General features: G+C 50.2%; 15 protein-coding genes. 11 read left to right on the top strand and 4 right to left on the bottom strand.

Going from position 1 to position 19924, the window contains the following annotated elements; all coding sequences use genetic code 11:
• Positions 1-311: 311 nt before the first annotated feature.
• The 3 genes from ACN0YR_RS22220 (at position 312) to ACN0YR_RS22210 (ending at position 2851) form a co-directional block, all read left to right on the top strand.
• Positions 312-602: a hypothetical protein gene (locus ACN0YR_RS22220; RefSeq protein ID WP_417851404.1), complete on the top strand. Its 291-nt coding sequence runs from the start codon at positions 312-314 to the stop codon at positions 600-602.
• A gap of 18 nt (positions 603-620) precedes the next feature.
• Positions 621-1757 carry a VWA domain-containing protein gene (locus tag ACN0YR_RS22215; protein WP_417851403.1) on the top strand — a complete coding sequence of 379 codons (1137 nt, stop codon included), beginning with the start codon at positions 621-623 and terminating at the stop codon, positions 1755-1757.
• Between the two features lie 104 nt (positions 1758-1861).
• Entirely contained in the window at positions 1862-2851 is a 990-nt protein-coding gene (locus ACN0YR_RS22210; RefSeq protein WP_417851402.1) for an ABC transporter ATP-binding protein, read from the top strand.
• 11 nt (positions 2852-2862) lie between these two features.
• On the opposite strand, the gene ACN0YR_RS22205 is transcribed toward ACN0YR_RS22210, so the two are convergent.
• The 3 genes from ACN0YR_RS22205 to ACN0YR_RS22195 all read right to left on the bottom strand — a co-directional run bounded on the left by ACN0YR_RS22205 (position 2863) and on the right by ACN0YR_RS22195 (position 8890).
• Positions 2863-4590, bottom strand: a complete 1728-nt coding sequence (locus ACN0YR_RS22205) for a SulP family inorganic anion transporter (protein ID WP_417851401.1) — start codon at positions 4588-4590, stop codon at positions 2863-2865.
• A 368-nt stretch (positions 4591-4958) separates the two neighbouring features.
• Positions 4959-7748, bottom strand: a complete 2790-nt coding sequence (locus ACN0YR_RS22200; RefSeq protein ID WP_417851400.1) for an FG-GAP-like repeat-containing protein — start codon at positions 7746-7748, stop codon at positions 4959-4961.
• Positions 7745-8890, bottom strand: a complete 1146-nt coding sequence (locus tag ACN0YR_RS22195) for a serine hydrolase domain-containing protein (RefSeq protein ID WP_417851399.1) — start codon at positions 8888-8890, stop codon at positions 7745-7747. The genes ACN0YR_RS22200 and ACN0YR_RS22195 overlap by 4 nt, the downstream gene beginning before the upstream one ends.
• Positions 8891-9094: 204 nt before the next feature.
• On the opposite strand from ACN0YR_RS22195, the gene gcvT reads away from it, so the two are divergent.
• Together gcvT and ACN0YR_RS22185 are read left to right on the top strand one after the other, a co-directional pair.
• On the top strand, positions 9095-10186 hold the full coding sequence (gcvT, locus tag ACN0YR_RS22190) for a glycine cleavage system aminomethyltransferase GcvT (protein WP_417851398.1): 1092 nt from the start codon (positions 9095-9097) through the stop codon (positions 10184-10186).
• A 42-nt stretch (positions 10187-10228) separates the two neighbouring features.
• Complete coding sequence (locus tag ACN0YR_RS22185) at positions 10229-10942, top strand: pyridoxine 5'-phosphate synthase (RefSeq protein WP_417851397.1); 714 nt, start codon at positions 10229-10231, stop codon at positions 10940-10942.
• A 186-nt stretch (positions 10943-11128) separates the two neighbouring features.
• Here the strand turns inward: ACN0YR_RS22185 and ACN0YR_RS22180 are convergent, their stop codons facing one another.
• Positions 11129-11473 (bottom strand): 4a-hydroxytetrahydrobiopterin dehydratase, encoded by a 345-nt coding sequence (locus ACN0YR_RS22180; protein WP_417851396.1) that lies wholly within the window; start codon positions 11471-11473, stop codon positions 11129-11131.
• Positions 11474-11634: 161 nt separating this feature from the next.
• Here ACN0YR_RS22180 and ACN0YR_RS22175 point away from each other — a divergent pair, with 161 nt between their 5' ends.
• From ACN0YR_RS22175 to ACN0YR_RS22150, 6 genes are all read left to right on the top strand, one after another.
• On the top strand, positions 11635-12657 hold the full coding sequence (locus tag ACN0YR_RS22175; protein ID WP_417851395.1) for a DHH family phosphoesterase: 1023 nt from the start codon (positions 11635-11637) through the stop codon (positions 12655-12657).
• Between the two features lie 144 nt (positions 12658-12801).
• Entirely contained in the window at positions 12802-13368 is a 567-nt protein-coding gene (locus tag ACN0YR_RS22170) for a ubiquinol-cytochrome c reductase iron-sulfur subunit (RefSeq protein WP_417851394.1), read from the top strand.
• Positions 13369-13537: 169 nt separating this feature from the next.
• Positions 13538-15700: a cytochrome b N-terminal domain-containing protein gene (locus ACN0YR_RS22165; protein WP_417851393.1), complete on the top strand. Its 2163-nt coding sequence runs from the start codon at positions 13538-13540 to the stop codon at positions 15698-15700.
• 224 nt (positions 15701-15924) lie between these two features.
• Positions 15925-17115: a pyridoxal-phosphate-dependent aminotransferase family protein gene (locus tag ACN0YR_RS22160; RefSeq protein ID WP_417851392.1), complete on the top strand. Its 1191-nt coding sequence runs from the start codon at positions 15925-15927 to the stop codon at positions 17113-17115.
• 219 nt (positions 17116-17334) lie between these two features.
• A complete protein-coding gene (locus ACN0YR_RS22155) occupies positions 17335-17577 on the top strand; it encodes a DUF485 domain-containing protein (protein ID WP_417851391.1) in 243 nt (80 codons plus the stop codon).
• Positions 17574-19538, top strand: coding sequence for a cation acetate symporter (locus tag ACN0YR_RS22150; RefSeq protein WP_417851390.1), 1965 nt, complete (start codon positions 17574-17576; stop codon positions 19536-19538). The genes ACN0YR_RS22155 and ACN0YR_RS22150 overlap by 4 nt, the downstream gene beginning before the upstream one ends.
• Positions 19539-19924 lie beyond the last annotated feature (386 nt).

Below are 19924 nucleotides of genomic sequence, written 5' to 3'. Positions count from 1 at the left end.
CACGTTGCATAGAATAGTCTTGCCCCCTTTCATTTTTTCTCAACTTTAGAGCAAATCCACTGTTGGTCTTTACGTTCTGCCTTGTGGCGAGCAGTCTATGAAGTCATGAAAGTGACCTTCATGGTGACGACAAGCATGAGAAGATGCTCCAGGTCGACAGACATTCAAAAGGCATGCAGATGCGTGGACCGATGGTTCGAATTAAATATGACGCTCGGCGTTTGTGGCGTTGTCCGAAATGTCATTACGAACGGCGAGCGCATGCCAGTCAGACTGCAATTCGCTGCCACTGCGAAAAAGTAGGGCCATTCATGCAGTTGGTCGAAGAGCAACGCAAGGTTCGCGCCGAACCGGAAGAATTGCCCGCCTACTTTGAGTACGAAGAAGTCGAAGCAGAAGCGACAGCGTCAGATGCAGCGTCAGAGACGACAACTGTCGAGCCTGTAGCTGAGGCTGCCGCTGAGACTGCCATCGAGGCTGCATCACCAACAGCAGAACCAAAAACTGATCCAGCAACTGAAAACACCTCAGGCGCCAAATCGGAAACACCAAAAGAAGTCCCCAGCAAAGCCAAGGCTCCTAAACAAAAACCTCAATCCTAGCCCCGGATCAACTCCCCAATGCCTTCATTCGAATACTCAAAATTCGATCCCTCTCAAGGATTCAGTCCACAATCGGCGGATGATCTGTTTGATCAATTCTCCGAATTCATGATGGACTACGGAGACGAAGTTCTAGATTCGCTTGAACAATGGGAAGAGGACAACCCCGACGTCGTCGACATGTTGATGAAGCAAGGGTACGTTGAGAAAGATCGCGAAGGAAAGTTTCGTGTCACTCCCAAAGGCTTAAAGCGAGTTGAAAACAAAGCTTTGGAATCGTTGTTCAATATTCAGAACAAAGACAAGATGGGCCGGCACGAAACGGAATTTCGTGGGGCTGGTCAAGTGAAGATGGACGAGTCGAAGAAGTATGAATTCGGCGATCCGGTCGGCAATTTGAACATGCATGAAACGCTGAAGAATGCGATTCATCGTCAAGGTGGAGGCTCCCCCGTTCACATCTCGGAAGACGATCTGGAAATCTATGAAACGGAATACCAGACGTCCTGTGCAACAGTCGTGCTGATCGATATGTCTGGCAGCATGATGCGGTACGGGAAGTACGCATCTGCCAAGAAAGTCGCGATGGCTTTGCAAGCCTTGGTGCGATCAAGATATCAGTCTGACTTCTTGCAGATTGTCGGTTTTTACACCTACGCGACTGCCATGACCGAGCGAGACCTGCTTAACTCCGCTCCCAAACAGGTCAGCATTTTCGATCCCCAGGTCAGCCTGCGGGTCTCCCTCGACAATCCACCCGCATTCGTCCCGGAACACTTCACAAACATACAAGCGGGCTTACAGTTCGCTCGTCGAATTCTGAAGAAGCAGCCCGCTCAGAACCAGCAAATCATTTGCATCACCGACGGAGAGCCGACGGCTCATATCGAAGGTCGAGAGATCGTCTTGCTTTACCCACCCGCGGAAAGAACTGCTCGGGCGACCTTGAGCGAAGTCAAAAAATGTAAGAATGCGGGAATTCAAATCTCCAGCTTTGCATTGATCGAGGACTATTTCTATTACGGACTCGTCAATTTCGTCGAGCAAATGGCTCAGGTTTCTGGAGGAATCAGTGCTACCTGCAACGCTCAAGACATGGGCAACATGGTCGTTAACAGTTTTGTCAAAGGTCGCAAGAAGCGTTCGCGGGTTTGATTTTTCTGAATGACAAGTTTCTTGCGGGACTCATGCGCTGCGAAATGACATCGCAGCCTCTATTATCTGCAAAACACGTTCACATCAGCCCATGAAATGAAAACATGCCGACCATTGAAGCGAAGCATCTCACAAAAACGTATCGAGTCTACCAAAAAAACGATGGAATCCTTGCGTCGATTGGCGGTCTGTTTCGACGGAAGTATCGGACAGTCGAAGCAGTTCGTGATGTCAGTTTCGCGATCGAAGAAGGCGAGATGGTCGCGTTTCTGGGACCGAATGGAGCTGGGAAGACCACGACACTTAAGTTGCTCTCCGGTCTGATTTTTCCAACTTCTGGAGATGCCCAAGTCTTGGATTATATTCCGTGGGAGCGAGCGAATTCGTTTCGACGACGATTCTCACTGGTCATGGGACAGAAGAACCAACTGTGGTGGGACTTGCCTGCTCAAGAATCGTTTCAGCTTCACCGGGAAATCTACCGGATCGAAAACAGTGAGTTTGATCGACGTCTTGACGAACTAACAGCGCTGCTTGAAGTCAAAAAACTGGTCAGCCAGCCAGTACGAGAACTTTCATTGGGAGAGCGGATGCGTATGGAGTTGATTGCCGCACTTCTCCACAGTCCAGAGGTCTTGCTCCTCGATGAGCCGACCATCGGTCTGGATGTGATATCACAGCGTAAGGTTCAAGAGTTTCTGAAATACTATCAGGCAGAACGTAAGATTACCGTGATCTTAACGAGCCATTACATGAAAGATGTGGAAGCGCTCTGCAAACGAGCTGTCATTATTAACGACGGCGAAATCAAACACGATGGACCGCTTTCAGAGATTGTTGATCGCTTCAGTCAGCACAAAATCATTCAGCTGCAATTTGCCGCCGGTCAATCCTCCGGGGATCTTTCACGATTCGGGACCGTCCTGGAGCAAATCGGCCCACGTACTCGGATCGAAGTGGAACGCCACAAAGTCCCTGAAGTCTTAACGTCCGTGCTGAATGAATTTCAGATCGAAGACGTTGGCGTGCAGGATCGCCCGTTGGAAGAAGTCATCGCAGAAATGTTCACAGCGACCGACTCCCCCAACAAATAGAGCTATTTGCTCTATGCTAAACGATCTGTAGCGACGTGGTATTGAGGATCTTCGGAGACGTTGATCTCGACGAGATCACCTGCCTGGTCGAGGAGTTTTCGACATTCCGGGCTGAGGTGCGTCAGGTGGAGACGCTTGCCGCATCCCTGATACTTCACTGCCAGCCAGTTAATCGCTTCCAACCCAGACTGATCGTAGACCCGGGTGAAGTAAAAATCGATGACAACATCATCTGTATCGTTGGTCACATCAAACATATCTTTGAATGATGAGACAGACGCAAAAAACAACGGGCCGTGCAACTGATAGATCTTAGAGCCAAATTCGTTGTATTTGATATCCGCTGCGATGTGTGTTGCATGTTGCCAGGCAAAGACAAGGGCGGAAACGATGACTCCAAGAATGACAGCCGATGCCAGGTCGTGCATCAGAACGGTGTATCCTGCAACCAAAAGCATCACAAAGACGTCACTGCGAGGCATCCGCCGGAACATCTTCAAGGAGGCCCATTCGAACGTTCCAATAACAACCATGAACATCACTCCCACGAGTGCAGCCATTGGAATTTGTTCGATGAGGGGAGCTAAAAAGAGGACAAACAGCAACAGGCAAACAGCGGCTGTGACTCCCGAAAGACGCCCTCGGCCGCCAGAGTTGACGTTGATCAATGACTGTCCAATCATCGCACAGCCACCCATTCCGCCAAACAACCCACAAACAATGTTCGCAGCCCCTTGCCCGATACACTCACGATTTCCTTTGCCGCGAGTTTCAGTGATTTCGTCGATTAACGTCAAAGTCATCAATGACTCAATCAGGCCGACACCACACAGAATAATGGCAAACGGGAAGATGATTTTTAGGGTTTCCCAAGTCATCGGAACGAGGTCATATTGCAGGAAGAAGAGATTTGGCAAGCCCCCGCTGATGCTTCCGGCATCTGCGGTCGATTTCACATCTGTTTTCTCAGTAAATTTTGTCACTGCGACTTGTGAGGCGGCGAGGGTCTCATTTGACCCTGCGGGAAGTTCTGCGTCACTTTTATGATGAGAGTCGTGCTGTCCGAGTTCTGCTGCTTTGGTATTCGTGCGGAGCATATCTCCGACAGTCGCCAGAGCATTTTCTCCTCCCGGAGTCGTCACCGAGGAGTTAATCGCAAGTGAGAGCAGTGTGACCGTGAGAATCGCGGCCAATGACGCCGGAACAGCTTGAGTCGCCTTCGGAAGCAGCCAAATAATCCCCATCGTGATCAGCACGAGAAGCAGCATCAGCATCAGGGGAGCCCCCGACAGATAGACGAGGTTTCCTTCAGGTGAAAGTGTTTTGAAGCTTCCGAGTTGCGCGAGTCCAATCACAATCGCCAGACCGTTGACGAAACCCAGCATCACGGGGTGTGGAACCATGCGGATCAATTTCCCAAGTCGTCCCAAGCCGATCGCAATCTGCATCAGCCCACATAGAATGACAGTCGGGAACAGGTATTCCACGCCATGCATCGCAACCAAAGAGACAACGACAACCGCCATTGCTCCCGTCGCTCCGGAGATCATTCCGGGACGACCGCCGAACAGTGCTGTAATCAACCCAATAAAGAATGCCGAGTACAAGCCGATCAATGGTGAAACACCAGCGACAAAAGCGAATGCGATCGCTTCGGGAACGAGAGCTAATGCAACAGTGAGCCCGGAGAGGACGTCATCTTTAACGGAGCCTGATTGTATTCGGAAGAAGTTCAGCATGGTCTTTCCAGAACGCGAGCCTCATCGATTCGAGGTTTTTCGCGAGAAGAGATGTTGTCTCAGAGCAACCAAACGCAGGTGACTCATGAAATGTGCGATAGATGGCCTTCTATGTCAGGTTAACGAAGACAAGTCAAGCACAACGAAGCAAGAAGTTCATCATCGCAATGAATTGAACCACAATATCTAGAAATCCAATTCATGCACGGCGTCTGACATACTGAACTTCCTTATAATCGAGAAGATGAATTTGATCCTTCTCAAAACTCCAATTTCAGCAACATAAAACTTGACAATGACCACAAAATGATCTCAAGCACATCTCTGAACGTCGTTTTGCGAAGTGTCCTCGCAGACTCATTGTGAAGTCAGGGGACTCTGAAGAGCCCCTGCTTTTCAACAATTTTGTAGCTCGTGCCTGGCTTGAGATCGGGATAGGTCTCGACAACTCCACTGGGCCATTCAACAACGATTGAATCGACACTTGGATTGCTACCCAAGCCGAAAGTCAAACTATTCTCATTGGTTGCTGCGTAGCCATTTCCCGCGATTCGCTGTTGAGTCCACAAGTCGGTTCCTGACTTCAGCGTCACTTTTGTTCCAATCGCATCACGCTCGCCAGATGTTGCTGTGAGTTGAAAAGTGATCGAGTTGCCGTTGGATTGAGTTGCGTTTTGAAGCAAGGCTGCTGCTCGATCAAGGTGAGTGACCACGAGGTCGGTCTTTCCATCGCGGTTCCAATCCAGAGTTGCCACCGCTCTCCCCAGAACAGGACTTTGAAAGTAGGAAGTTGGCGATGGTGACTGCTGAGAAATGAAGCTCCCTTCACCATCGTTTTGATACAGTTGCGGGAGCATCGCATCCGGTTCCCCGGTCACGGAGGTTCGATCAACATGTCCGTTCGCGATAAACAGGTCCATGTCGCCATCGAGATCGACGTCAAGAAATTGAGTGCCGAAACCGAGCGTTGAAAGGCTCGATGATCTTAATCCACCAGCGGAATAGGTTGCATCCTCATATCCATCCGTTTCAAGTTGCAAGTACAACGTATTGGATTCGCCGTAGAAATTTGTTGTAAAAAGATCTAGTCGACCATCACCGTCAGCGTCACCAACTGCGATCCCCATCGTTGCTTGGCTCAGTCCGTCTCGATCGGTCGCCAGTCCAGCAGGAACGGCACTTTCTATAAATTCTGGAAGCGATGACCCCGGTGAATAGACAACGTCGAAGTAATGGTTTTCCTCCCCATCGTTCCCGACAAAAACATTCAAGTTACCGTCACCAGAAAGATCACCGATGACGAGCCCCATCCCTTTGCCGGGCGTCGTCCAAGCTCTGAGGGATTGCTTCATTTCTCGAAACTCACCATTCCCCATGTTCAGATAAATACAGTCGAGAGTCCCCAGGAATTTTGTCGGTGGACAGGCTCTCGGCTTTCCTTGAAAGTAACAAGGATTGTTTCGAACAGCCTCCATATCCAGATAGTTTACAACGTACAGATCGGGATGGCCATCTTGATTGAAATCCGCAAACGCAGCACTGAGAGACCAATCTTCTTTCAGTGCGCTTGTGGTTTGAGAGACTTTGAGAAACGTTCCATCCCCCTGATTCTCATACAACGTATTGGCCCCAAGATTACAAACGTAAAGATCTGGAAATCCGTCGCTGTTAAAGTCGCCAGAAGTGACTCCCTGGGAGAATTTCAGCTCTTCAATGTTCGCGAGATGAGTCACGTTTGCTGAAGCAGTCCCTTCTAAGTTTCGAGACAACTGGTCGCTGGCGTTGTTCGTCGTTGATTCCTCTCGCCAGTTTCCTCCTTGCGCGAAATACAAATCCGGCCAACCATCAAGATCGTAATCAAACACCGCAACTCCGCCACCGGTGGTTTCGAAGAGATGCCCAAGCGGATATTCAGGGACCGATCCGTTGTCGTAGTGAAAATCAATTTCCATTTCCGCAGCAATGTCGCGGAAGAGTTCACCCTCCTCAACCAATCGTGCATACGGTTGCGAATCCTTGAGCTGGAAATTGGTCCAGTCAGGGAGCTCAATATTTGACACCGCCGGAAGAAACTTCTTGCTCAAAATCCGAGATCGATAGCTCCGCTCATCTGCAGAGGAATCTTTCAGCGTTTGACTGGCCCAGCGTGCCTGACATCCAAGTTGACGTGCAGACCGAGACACCGCGTTCGCCAGTTCGACATCACCAAGTTCAATTAAGATAAGTCGTGTCCGCTTCATCACTTCAAAATCGACGGAGAAGGCGAGTCCGAGAGCGAGCCGACTCAGCGTTTGCACTCGATTCAAATCTTCAGTGTCGAATTGAAAAACTTCAGAGTTTGCCTTGATCACATTTTCAAGATGCAGAGCAGATTGTGCATGGTATGGATTTCGTTCGAGAGCACTGACATAGCACTTCGCTGCCAACTCGTAATTTCCGTTTTCTTCTGCTGCCAAGCCTCTCGCGAACCAAATCGCGTCGCTCGTTTCTGAATTTTCAGGAAGAGCCGCGTTCCAGGTCGCAAACTCGGGAGAGTGACTCTTCGCCAGAAGTTGTCCATACCATCCATGAGCCTGAAGATGATTCGGTTCGTCGAAGGTCACTTTGCGTAAAAGGTCCAACGCGAATTGGTCTTCGCCTTTCGCCATCAATGCCTGTGCATCTCTGACGAGCTGGTTACAACCTGTCATGTCGCTATTGGTCAGTTGCGGATATTCAACACTGCAAGCGATCAGCAAGAGATCAAGATGAGACGCACCGAGGCGGATTGCTTGCCGGGCTAATTTCTTCGCTTCAAGGAAATGGCACTTTTGATGAAGTTCTCGAGCACGCTTGCTCATTACTTCAACGGTCTGCTCAGTCTGAACGATGTTCGCCGGATCGGATTGTGTAAGATTGAGCCCCCCTTTCGAACGATGATTTTCCCCCGAACGAGTCATCAGCCCCACAATGACTCCCACAATCAAAATGCTCGCCAAGAGAACGAGCCATCTGATTCTGCTTTTCGGGGAATGAAAGGAAATCGCCATGATGTGATCGTATGCACTCGGTTTCAGCAGGACAATTCCAGTAATCGTGATGCCTGCGACACCTCCCTCCTTCATTAAGAATGAGCAGAGGCACTTCGCGCCTCGACTGAGTTGGATCTTCGTACTCACACAAACGCAGCGGAAATCATATTCGAAAGCGGAACAAGTGGAGAGACCGATCGATCATACGGTTGCGAGCTGAGTAGAACGAGAGCGGTTTCTGTCTCTGGATCGAGCCAGAAGAGTGTGCCGGTCGCTCCCCAATGTCCGTAGACTTTCGGTCCAAGGAAATCGCCGAATGAACCACGATGGTCGGGCCAGTTCATTCGCCACCCGTACCCCCAACCGCGCGTTCTTCTCACCGGCTCAGGAATGTCGGGAAAATCGTTGAGTCGGTTTGTGGTGGCATTCTCGACAGTTCCCGGATTGAAAAGTTGTTCCCCCGACTGGGTCAGCCCTAGCGTCAGCATGCAGCGACAAAACTGACTTACATCTTGCGACGTGGCGAGAACACCCCCCCAGGGAGCCCCAAAGGTTCTCCAGTAATGGCTGTTCCAGTTCCAGCTTTCTTCATGAATCTGATCATGAGGGACACGCGGCTCGGCGATGTTCTCATCGTTCAGATCGTCTCCCCGAAGCCCGAGCGCGGTGCGCGTCATCCCCAAAACATCGAAAAGCTCTTGTTGGATAAAGCTTGCGTATGGCATCCCGGAGATGTTTTCGATGACAGGCCCCAGCAAGGCGAAGCCCATACTCTGATATTGTGCATTTTGCCCACAGGGGAACACCATTTCAGTCGCAGATGTTTCGCTCACAAATTTTGAGAGCGGAGAATTCGCAGCACGCAGCTCGCGGTTATTCGGCAGCATATCAGGCAGGCCTGATGTGTGGGTCAAGATGTGCTTGATAGTGATTTGCCGTTTATTGGCACCTTTGAATTCCGGGACGATGTCCGAAACTCGTTGATTCAAAGCGAGTTGCCCCCGCTCAGCCAACAAAAGGACAGCCATCGCGACCATCGGCTTGGTTAAGGAGGCAATGAGAAAGCGAGATTGGTTATCGATCGGCTCAGTGCCGGAAATCGTTTTTCGACCAAAGACGTGAGAACCTGTGGTCAATCCTCTCCGCTGAACCTGAATCGCCAAGGCAGGAATTTTGTCGTTTTGCGTGAGCTGTTCCGCTGACTCGAGAACCTTCGACCATTTCTTCGGATCAAGTCCAACGCTGAGAGCATCAGTTGTTTCGAGAAATCTGTTTGTTTCGACATTCATTTTTGGCAATTCTGATTCGGTCACTTGTGTTCGTAGACTGGTTCGCCATGATTGAGCCATCGACTCATTGAACTAATTCGAAGTCCTCATGTCGACCTCTCAAACTTAGAGAATTTCCGACATGACTGAGACATTCTGAGTGGAAGTCTCCGAGGCAATTCGACAGGCAAAATTTCATCATAGCGTTGAAGGATTCGTATCGACATGTTGCAGACCGCACTCCACGACTGGCACACGGCAGCCGGCGCCCGCATGGTCGACTTCGCTGACTGGCACATGCCGATTCAATATTCCTCAATTGTTGAAGAGCACCACGCCGTTCGCAAGCAGGCTGGGCTGTTCGATATCGCTCACATGGGGAGAATCTGGTTTTCGGGTCCTGATCAGATTCCTTTCCTTGATCATCTGCTGACAAACCATGTTGTGAACATGAAACTCGGGCAGGTTCGTTATTCTCTCCTCTGTCGCGAAGATGGCGGGATTTTGGATGATGTTCTGGTGTATCGGTTTGAGGATCGTGCGTTGCTAGTTGTCAACGGAGCAAATCGATTAAAGGTGGTTGATTGGATCAATCAGCAGAAGGATAGCTATGACGTAAACGTGGACGACGCCACTTGTGCGACGTTCATGCTCGCGATTCAAGGGCCACAAGCGGAAGCGATTTTGGCTCCTAAAGTTGCGACGGAGTTAAATGAAATCAAATACTACTATGCCGTACAAACCGAAGTTCTCGGTCACTCAGCCTTAGTCAGCCGAACTGGTTATACGGGTGAAGATGGCTTCGAGATCATTGTCGACAATGAACATGGCCTCGAAGTCTGGACGTCACTTATTGAAGCGAAAAATGGCGAGACGGGAGAGAGTGAAGTCACCGCCTGCGGTCTCGGCTGTCGCGATACGCTGCGTCTGGAAGCGGGGATGCCCTTGTACGGACATGAGATGGACGAATCGATGGATCCCTTAACTGCGGGATTGCGGTTTGCTGTCAAACTCAAAAAGGATGACTTCATCGGACGAGAAGCCATCGCTGCTATCGACTCGAAAGGAAACTTGCCGCAACGTGTTGGCGTGGAACTTGAGGGTCGCAGAATTGCACGTGAAGGAGCGTTGTTGATGCTGGGAGACCAGCAAATCGGACACATCTCTTCGGGAACATTTTCGCCTACTTTCGAAAAGTCCATCGCGATGGGTTATGTCGAAGCTGCTTCCGCCACAGTTGGAACGGAAGTCGAAGTCGATATCCGGGGAAAACGCGTCCCCGCTCAAATTGTCGCTCTTCCATTCTATAAACGGTAACTCTTGTCGATTTGAATTCGACTTTCTCAAAGGAATCTCATCATGCCGAAGTTGGGTGTGAATATCGATCATGTCGCCACCATTCGTCAGGCTCGGCAAACGATTGAACCTGACCCTGTTTGGGCAGCTGCTTTATGTGAACTGGCTGGAGCGGATGGCATTACGCTGCATCTCAGGGAAGACCGTCGACACATTCAGGATCGCGACCTGCGGGTCATGAAAGAAACCGTACAAGTGAAACTGAATCTGGAAATGGGGGCTGAACCAGAGATGACCCAGATCGCTCTAGACGTCCTCCCTGATCAGTGTACTTTAGTTCCCGAAAAACGAGATGAGCTGACGACAGAAGGTGGGCTCGATGTCGTAACTCATTTTGATCGCGTTAAAACTTGTGTTGATCAATTGCTGGGTGCAGGGATTGAAGTCAGCCTGTTCATTGATCCTGATGTCGAACAAATTCGGGCCTCAAGAAAGCTCGGGGTTCAAGCCGTTGAGATTCATACCGGTCGATATGCCGAAGCGACCAGTGAGAAGGCTCAAATTGCGGAGCTAAACACGCTGATCGACGCCAGTGAAGTCGCCTTGAATGAGGATCTACTGCTTCACATGGGGCACGGATTGACTTATCGAAATGTGATTCCGATCGCACAAATCCAAGGTGTCAGCGAACTGAACATCGGGCACAGCATCGTCGCCCGTGCCGTCATGGTGGGCTTCGAAATGGCAGTCCGTGAGATGAAAGATTTAATATCGTAAGCGGAAATCGTCTTCGTTCTCTCAAGACCTGAAAAAGCGATCGCTCTCCTTCGAGGGGAGAGCGATCGCATTCGCGTTGTGAGTACGAATAAAACTTGTGCTGGCTACAGCAGACATCTTGCCACCTCTCAATTCAGCCTCGACAGTCCGAAGTCTCTCCAACAGCGTCACTGCGCCAGAGTCGTGCTACTCGATCCACTTCTTCGGATACCCACTCAGTGGAGACTCTTCAGATGGCAACCATGTGACCGCTTCATGGATTTTTTTTGCGAGTGCCGCATCGCTTTCCGTGATGGCTCTCACGCGATGAGTCTGGATTTTAAAGATCACCTGAGCATAGCCAATTTCCAGATCCGGATGATGGTTCGCTGCCTCGGCGACATAACCAATCATATTGGTCAGCATCATCGTATGCGCCCATCCGGGTGTCTTGTATTTTCGTCTCAGCCAACCATCCCTGGCCTCCCAGCCGGGTAACTCTTTTAGAGTTTCTGCGATTTCGTTTTCAGTTAAAATGACGTCGTCTGCCATAAGTTCACTCCTATTGATTGGCGATGTCTTCGAATTCTCATTACATTTCGATACGGAGGGATGAGAACTCCGGCCCGAGAGCATTCGCATCTGCTGACTCTCGACCTGTTCAACTTCACTCATTTCTTCATAAAATACAACCGACAACCAAAGGAACATCCATGCCTATTGACTGGCAACCGCTTCAGGAAATCATCTCGGCTCATCAGCGGTTTGTCATTACCAGTCATGTTCGACCGGATGCAGATGCAATCGGATCAGAGATCGGACTGGCCAGTCTGCTCGAAGCACTCGGCAAAGAAGTCCGCATCATCAATCCTTCAGCGACTCCGGATCATCTTCGTTTTCTTGACCCAGAATCGAAGGTCGCAAAATTCGGTCCGGGTGTATCCCTGGAATCGGCTTGTGACACTGATGTCCACATCGTCGTTGATACCTCAGCCTGGATTCAGGTGGGAGATGTCCGAAAGGTTCTTGAAAAAACGTCTGCAAAGAAAGTGATCATCGATCACCACTTGGCTTCGGACGATCTAGGGGCGATCGAATTCAAAGACACGACTGCAGCTGCGGCTGGAGTATTAGTGACAGAGCTGGCTGAGTTTCTCGGCCACCCTCCTTCTGGACATCAGGCCGACGCCCTCTTTGCAGCCATTGCGACCGACACAGGCTGGTATCGTTTTCCAAATGCCGATGCTCGCACCTATCGTACGGCAGCGAGACTGATCGATTATGGTGTTCAACCAACAGGGTTATTTCGAGAGCTTTACGAGCGCTCATCACTAGCCCGACTGAAACTTCATTCGATCATTTTGGATCGTGTGCAAGTTGAATTTGATGGTCGATTGGCCTTCACGTTTGCTATGCGGAAAGATTTTTCCGATACTGGCTCGAAGCCAGCGGATACTGAAGACATTGTGAATACTTGCCTCACCATTGAGGGAGTGGAAGCCGCTTTTATTCTCGTCCAGCAACTTGATGGTCGAATTAAAGGGAGTCTCAGGAGCCGCTCAGAAGAAATTAGCGTGGCTGCCATTGCCGAAAACTTCGGAGGTGGTGGTCACAAACTGGCAGCGGGAGCACTCCTTCCGGGGCCAATGGAAGAAGCGAAAGCGTCGTTGCTCAGCGAATTCCAAAAGATATTCCCACCCCAAGAAAGTCCTTCAGAGCCACCCACCACCAGTTAAGCCTTTTTCATCAACGAGATTTCAGTGGTTTCCGACTACGTTCCGACCAAGCCGATTCGTCGCTGATCGTAGCTCAGTATCACCTGTTCAATACAGATTCTTCCTGGACACCGAATTCAAGATCAATTTGAAAAGATTGTCATCATGACTGACCCCTCTGATCACGAATCAACAGCCCATCAAGACGATATGCGGCGTGGATTTCTGTTTAAATTCTCAGCTGCTCTCGTAGGCGGTCTCAGTGCGATCATCCCTGTCGCCTTCGGTGGAGGTTTCTTCCTCACACCGCTACTGAAAAAGAAAAAAGGGGGTGAGGATGGAGACAGTTTTCTATTGGTCGGTTCGACTGACTCACTCACTCCGGGTGGTCCGCCACGCGCGTTCAGGGTCTCCGGAACAAAAACAGATGCCTGGACAACCTACGCCGAAGCAGCCATCGGATCGGTCTATGTCAGCATGAATGAAGCGGGCGATCTGTCTGCATTCAATGCCACATGTCCGCATCTCGGATGCACTGTGAATTACAAAGCAGATGCCAACTCCTACATTTGCCCTTGTCACGACAGTGCCTTCAAGCCAGATGGAGAACGTACGAACGAAATTCCTCCTCGTCCAATGGACAGCCTCGAAGTTGAAATCCGCAACAACACTGAAGTGTGGGTCAAATTTCAAAACTTCCGTGCTGGGACTTCAGAAAAAATCCCAGTATGAAAATCCGTTCTCTCGGATCTTCTCCGTGCAGGAATGGCTTGACCTTCCCAGATCGTGAATTCATTTAACTTTGATTAAGAAAGCCTGACAACTGATAGAAATCGTTGTGATTCACCAGATTTACAATCATTTGTCCAGGTTTTGTTCGAGCTAAGAAGTACGACCTCCCATGATCAAACGACTCACAGATTGGCTGGATCACCGAACTGGATACCGGGACTTAATGCACGAGGCTCTCAATGAGCCGATCCCAGGAGGAGCCAAGTGGCGATATGTCTGGGGGAGCACACTCACGTTTACCTTCTTCGTGCAGGTGATCACCGGGTTCTGCTTGTGGATGGCTTATAGTCCGAGTGCCACGAGCGCCTGGGAAAGTGTGTACTACATTCAGTATCACATGGTCTTCGGCTGGGTTGTACGCGGGATTCATCACTTTGCAGCTCAGGCAATGATGATCCTGTTGATGCTCCACCTGATGCAGGTCGTCATCGATGGAGCCTACAAAGCTCCGCGTGAGGTGAACTTCTGGCTCGGTCTGGTCTTAATGCAAATCGTCATGTTCCTCGGGCTCACCGGGTATCTGCTCCCTTGGGATCAGAAAGGATATTACGCAACGCGTGTGGCGACAGAGATCATGGGCTCGGCGCCCTTAGTTGGTCCTTATATGCAACAATTAATGCAAGGGGGAACGTCCTACGGGAATCACACTTTGACACGATTCTTTGCCTTACATGCAGGGATTTTGCCAGCAATGCTTGTTGGTTTTCTGGCCCTTCATATCTACGTTTTCCGGCGTCATGCAATTCACACTCATAGCGAAGTTTCAGTCACTTCAAGCAAAGTGTTCTCGATCGCCTGTATTGTGATTGCAGCAGGCATCGCCATCGCTAAATATTTTAAACTCGTTAGCTTTCCCCCCGCATATGCGATCGCGATTATCTTTGTGGTTCTCGGACTTTTTGCTTTCCTGTTTGGTCGGAAAGGGAAACCCGAACCCGAGTCACGTTTCTGGCCCGATCAAGTTTTGAAAGATGGAGTCGCCTGCCTTGCGGTGATGGCAGCCATTCTTGGTGCCACAATTTACTGGCATGGCGCAGAGTTAACAGCACCTGCGAATCCATCTGAGGCGTATTCTGCAGCACGACCGGAATGGTACTACCTGTTCCTGTTCAAGTTTTTGCAATTTGAATTCGTCAGCCAATGGGGTGAAATGACTCATCTTGGCGAAGCACTCGGCGCCATTGTCATCCCCGGAATCCTCTTTGGAATTCTGGCATTGATGCCAATCATTGCTTACTTCCGCCTGGGTCACAAATTCAACGTCGCTTACTTGTGGACGATGATCGGAATCGCTGGAGCTTTGACCGGGATCGCCTACTACGAAGACTGGTACGGCGACACTGAAGAAGGGAGAGACTTCCGAGCCTCTGTGGCAGAAGCACATCGCGACGGACACCGAACAGTCGAACTCGCCATGTCTGAAACCGGCATCCCTCCAGAAGGGGCAGCGACTCTCCTGGCTAATGATCCACTGACTCAAGGTCCAAAGATCTTTGAACAATACTGTTTGAGTTGCCACCAGACAGAATCGCGATTTGATGAGTTCGAAGAGAAGCCGCAAGCGCCCGGACTTGCCGATCCCGCAAACCGCGAAGAAGTTTTCTTCGGTTCGCGAGCATGGACTCAAGCCGTACTGACAGACTTCGGCGGTCACTTCAGTTCGCTGGCAAATATCACAGGCGAACGTGCCGAAGCGGCTCAAGCGATTCTCGAAGGCTCAATGAAAGACTGGTCAGACAGTAACGCTGAAGTTCTCACTGATCCGGAGAACAAAGACGATTACAAGGCCCTTGTCGAATTTCTTTATACTCAAAGCCAACGTCCAGACGCATTGGCTCCCGATGACGCAGTCGTTCAGCGCGGTCAGGAAATCTTCGTCAGCGGAGAAATGACCAAAGGTTCCATCGACGCCTGTGTCGATTGTCACAGCATGCACGCACTGACGACTCAGGGAGAAGGCAATCTTCTCAAAATCGTTCTCCAGGAAGAACCACTTTCCGAAGACTTACAGCCAGTCCTCACCGGATACGCCGGGACAGAGTGGCTCAAGAAGTTTATTGCCAATCCACAATCTCATTACGCAGGTGAATACGGTAACAATGCAATGCCTGCGTTCGAGTCTCAACTTTCAGAGCACGATCTGGAAATGGTCTCTCGCTGGTTAGCGAAGGATTACTACATCGCGCCTGTGACTCTACCCCACGATGCGAAGCCTGCAGCGGACGCCCCCCCTGCTGAAGAAGAAGCGAAAGAAGCAGCGAAAGCGGAGTAAAGCATTTTTGGGAAAAATCGGCACAAAGTGTTTCGTTGAAGTGAGCGACTTATCACATGAAAGCGCTCTTCACGAATACAGGAAACACGAAAGTGTTCTCTGTTGATCGATTCAAAATTTACAATCGGGGCTTGAAGTGACACTTCGAGCCCCGGTCCTTTTCAGACCATGCCGAACAGGATTGCTTCGAAAGCAATTTTGTTTCTGGCACAGGAGATCTCTCAATGTCGTCATCATTTCCTCCCGTTCAACCACCACGCCGCGTTCTCATGGGGCCAGGGCCAAGTGATGTCGCTCCGCAGGTGCTGGCAGCCTTGGCAGCCCCAACAGTCGGGCATCTTGATCCATACTTTCTGAACCTGATGGACGAAGTCCAACAGATGCTGAGAACAGCTTTTCAAACGAAAAACAAGCTGACTCTCGCTGTGAGCGGAACAGGCAGTGCAGGAATGGAAGCCTGTGTCGTCAATCTTGTCGAACCGGGTGATAAGGTTCTCGTTTGCGTCAACGGAGTCTTTGGAGGACGCATGGCAGACGTGGCTGCACGCTATGGTGCAGACGTCAAAATCATCGAACGTCCTTTCGGCGAGGTCTTTTCAACAGAAGAGATTCAGAAAGCGGTCGAAGAGTTTCAACCAAAGGTTGTCGGAATTGTTCACGCTGAGACATCCACAGGAGCTCTGCAACCGATCCCGGAGATCTCGAAAGCTGTACACGATGCAGGTGCCCTGCTCTTGATGGATTGCGTCACATCTCTTGGCGGGCTGCCTGTCGAAATCGATAAGTGGAATGTCGATGCGGCCTACTCCGGAACGCAGAAATGCCTGAGTTGTCCACCGGGACTCGCTCCGGTCACCTTCAGCGACCGTGCTGTCGAAGTGATGGAAGCTCGAAGTACCAAAGTCGCCAGCTGGTATCTCGACATGAGCATGGTCCGCAACTACTGGAGTGATCACTCACGTGCATATCACCATACTGCCCCGATTAATATGAACTACGGATTGCATCAGGCATTGCGAGATCTGCTCGAAGAAGGTCTCGAAAACCGATTTGCACGGCATCTACGCAATCATCAGGCATTGCGATCTGGGCTGGAAGCAATGGGACTGAAATACGCGGTCGCAGAAGAGTACAGACTCCCGATGCTCAATGCTGTCACAATTCCAGATGGCGTCGACGACAAAGCTGTCCGCGGACAATTGTTAACTGATTTCGGAATTGAAATCGGCGGAGGTCTCGGTCCGATGGCAGGCAAGACCTGGCGAATCGGCTTGATGGGCGAAGCATGTACACAACGAAACGTCCTCCTCTTTCTGGCTGCATTAGAATTCTGCTTACAAGCTGCGGGCCATCACCTGACGCCCGGTGCAGGAGTCGGAGCCGCGAATCAAGCGTACTCAAAACTGAGTGACTGAGAACACTTACTGATTCGCGTATCACTAAAGGCGCCTGGCAAAACATCTTCATAAAGCGCTTGTGACCAATCTCCTGAATCAGTATCCTCCCGTTCAATCAAACATCATTGATTCATCAACTGCTCGCGAGCATGTGTTCAAAAGTTTTTCAAAGAGATTCGAACGCAAATCAAGACCCACGAGTGGTTCAATACTCCTGTTGAAGATTGGAATTCGATTATGCAGGCTCGGAATGCGCGGATCGGGCTGCGGCTCTTCGCCGTCTATTTACTTTTCTACTCCGGTTTTGTGCTTCTGAATGCATTCAGCCCGGACACTATGCGAGCAACCCCTATTGAAGGGATCAACCTTGCGATTATTTACGGCTTCGGTCTGATCATCGCTGCGTTTGTTCTCGCAATTCTTTACGGCTTTCTTTGTCGTTCTGAGGTTCCCAACGACGAAGAAGAGGTGCAAAAATGATTTACGAACCTTCTGTCATTGCAGTTATTGCGTTTCTGGCGTTTGTCGGTGGGACGATGGGCCTCAGCTTCTATCTTGCTGGCAAAGCAAAGTCTTCTGCTGGGTACTTCGCCGCCCATGGTGAAATCCCCTGGTTCATCAACGGGATTGCCTTTGCTGGGGATTACCTTTCGGCAGCGTCATTCCTTGGAATCTGCGGGATGATTGCCTTTTACGGGTACGATGGATTTTTGTACTCGATCGGATTCCTGGCTGGCTGGATTGTCGCACTGTTTGTGGTCGCAGAACCACTGAAGCGTTTAGGAAAGTTTACCTTTGCCGATGCTCTCGATGCGAAGTTTGATTCGCGCGGAATTAAGCTCGTTGTTGGAATCAGTACTTTAGCGGTCTCAATTTTTTACCTGATCCCACAAATGGTGGGAGCCGGTGTGCTGATTCAACCACTCCTCGGATTCCCACACTGGGTCGGCGTTCTCCTGGTAGGCGCTGCAGTAGTGATTATCGTCGTCTCCGCTGGGATGGTTTCGACAACATACGTCCAGTTCCTGAAAGGGTCCTTGCTGGTAGTCTTCAGCTTCATCCTGACGCTGATGATTCTCGCGAAAGGTTTCACTACAGAATCAGGTGGCATGGATAAATATGAGTTCACCAAGGCTGGCCCATTTCCTATGAGTGATCTGGACTGGACTGGCGACACTCCTCCGAAACTCGATGGTGTCAAAGGAGAGTTTCTCCCTAGAGAGGAACGTCTTAAAAAGCTCAACTTCATTCAATCCAAGGAAGCTGATCACGACAGAATTTACACCTACCGAATTGAACCGGTTGCCGAAAGCAATGAGGTCATGCTTGTTGAAGGGCAAATGTTCACAGATGGAGCCGATGGAAAAATTATCGTCAACGGCGAAGAAAAAGGGACAGAAAAAGGCGAGCCGGAACTCCATCCCGTTGGATACATCAGCAAGCTTCCTGGCGATGTGGAAAAAACTGGCCCTCTAGGACCGGTCGAGTTCTTTCAGAAATTTCATGGCAGCGAAGTCATTTTGTGGGGGAGCGATATCTTCGAAAATGAAGATGGTTCCACAACGACGCTCTATTACCAAAAGCCGACAATGGGGAGCGAAGTCCTCATGCCGGGGAACAACAAAAAGTTCTCCGGAATTCGTGGAGACAAACTGATTCCGAAGCTGAACTTCCTGTCGCTCATGCTTGCTTTGTTTTGCGGAACGGCCTCTTTGCCACATATCCTGATTCGTTACTACACCGTCAAAGATGAAGCAAGTGCCCGCAAAAGTACCATTGTCGGTATCGGGGCGATCGGCTTCTTTTATGTCCTGACGTTGTACTTAGGCCTTGGTGCAATGGTCTCAGGGGCAATGGATGTCACTGACACAAACATGGCCGCTCCACTGCTTGCTAAAAGTATGAACATCTGGCTGTTCGCCATCATCTCCGCGATCGCATTTACAACTGTTCTCGGAACTGTTTCCGGTTTGATTCTCGCATCAGCAGGTGCGGTGACTCGTGACTTGTTAATGAACGTCGGAGGAGTTGAACTGACTGATCACCAACAAGTGAAAGTTGCAAAAATCACTTCAGTTGTCGTGGGTGCAATCGCGATTGTCCTTGGAATTCTGTTCGAAGGAATGAACGTTGGCTATCTGGTCGGATGGGCGTTTAGTGTTGCAGCATCTGCAAACCTTCCCGCTCTTGTGATGCTTCTCTTCTGGAAAGGGACGACAAAACAGGGAATCATCGCTGCAGTGTGGGTCGGAATGATTTCATCACTCGGCTGGATTCTGCTGAGTGCCGACACATTCAGTTCGGTTTACGGCTACGCTGGTCATCCGGGATATGTCCCGTTCAGCCAACCCGGAATTGTCACCATTCCACTTGGTTTCATCACTTTGATTGTCTTTTCATTACTCACCAAATCTAAATCCGAAACCGCAGTCGCCAGCTAGAGCAGTTTGCTCTACCGTGTGCCCGTGAAGAACGCATCTCTCCAGGAAAAATGCTGTTCGCCACGAGGCAGATCCTGCAAACCAGCTCGAAAGATGCTCTAACTCTTGAACGACGATTGCGGCTCAAACGCACTTCGCTGCACACCTCAGGTCAGGTGTGCAGCTTTTTTTATTTCTTCACTCTCGTTCATCCGAGAAGAAACGATCAAACACGAGAACAAATTCACGATGAGTCTGCAGCATTATCGCTGCATCTTGGGTGGCCGCTTCTCTCCCGATGACTCACCGGGGGCTACATCGACACTGAAGACTAGAACCGGTCCTAAAACGCCTTGAGGATAGTGAACATGCAGCCGAGTTGCCAGAACGCTTGGTGCAAGTGTGAG

The organism is Thalassoglobus sp., assembly GCF_048270125.1.
Taxonomy (GTDB): Bacteria; Planctomycetota; Planctomycetia; order Planctomycetales; family Planctomycetaceae; genus Thalassoglobus.
The sequence above is the reverse complement of the archived record's forward strand: the minus strand, read 5'-3'. Positions and strand labels throughout refer to the sequence as shown.

Bases quoted from the DNA above. Each gene is read 5' to 3' on its own strand.
- ACN0YR_RS22195 (WP_417851399.1), bottom strand. From the start codon at position 8,890: ATGAATGTCGAAACAAACAGATTTCTCGAAACAACTGATGCTCTCAGC.
- ACN0YR_RS22170 (WP_417851394.1), top strand. From the start codon at position 12,802: ATGACTGACCCCTCTGATCACGAATCAACAGCCCATCAAGACGATATG.
- ACN0YR_RS22210 (WP_417851402.1), top strand. From the start codon at position 1,862: ATGCCGACCATTGAAGCGAAGCATCTCACAAAAACGTATCGAGTCTAC.
- gcvT (WP_417851398.1), top strand. From the start codon at position 9,095: ATGTTGCAGACCGCACTCCACGACTGGCACACGGCAGCCGGCGCCCGC.
- ACN0YR_RS22215 (WP_417851403.1), top strand. From the start codon at position 621: ATGCCTTCATTCGAATACTCAAAATTCGATCCCTCTCAAGGATTCAGT.
- ACN0YR_RS22150 (WP_417851390.1), top strand. From the start codon at position 17,574: ATGATTTACGAACCTTCTGTCATTGCAGTTATTGCGTTTCTGGCGTTT.
- ACN0YR_RS22175 (WP_417851395.1), top strand. From the start codon at position 11,635: ATGCCTATTGACTGGCAACCGCTTCAGGAAATCATCTCGGCTCATCAG.
- ACN0YR_RS22220 (WP_417851404.1), top strand. From the start codon at position 312: ATGCAGTTGGTCGAAGAGCAACGCAAGGTTCGCGCCGAACCGGAAGAA.
- ACN0YR_RS22165 (WP_417851393.1), top strand. From the start codon at position 13,538: ATGATCAAACGACTCACAGATTGGCTGGATCACCGAACTGGATACCGG.
- ACN0YR_RS22180 (WP_417851396.1), bottom strand. From the start codon at position 11,473: ATGGCAGACGACGTCATTTTAACTGAAAACGAAATCGCAGAAACTCTA.
- ACN0YR_RS22185 (WP_417851397.1), top strand. From the start codon at position 10,229: ATGCCGAAGTTGGGTGTGAATATCGATCATGTCGCCACCATTCGTCAG.
- ACN0YR_RS22155 (WP_417851391.1), top strand. From the start codon at position 17,335: ATGCAGGCTCGGAATGCGCGGATCGGGCTGCGGCTCTTCGCCGTCTAT.
- ACN0YR_RS22160 (WP_417851392.1), top strand. From the start codon at position 15,925: ATGTCGTCATCATTTCCTCCCGTTCAACCACCACGCCGCGTTCTCATG.
- ACN0YR_RS22205 (WP_417851401.1), bottom strand. From the start codon at position 4,590: ATGCTGAACTTCTTCCGAATACAATCAGGCTCCGTTAAAGATGACGTC.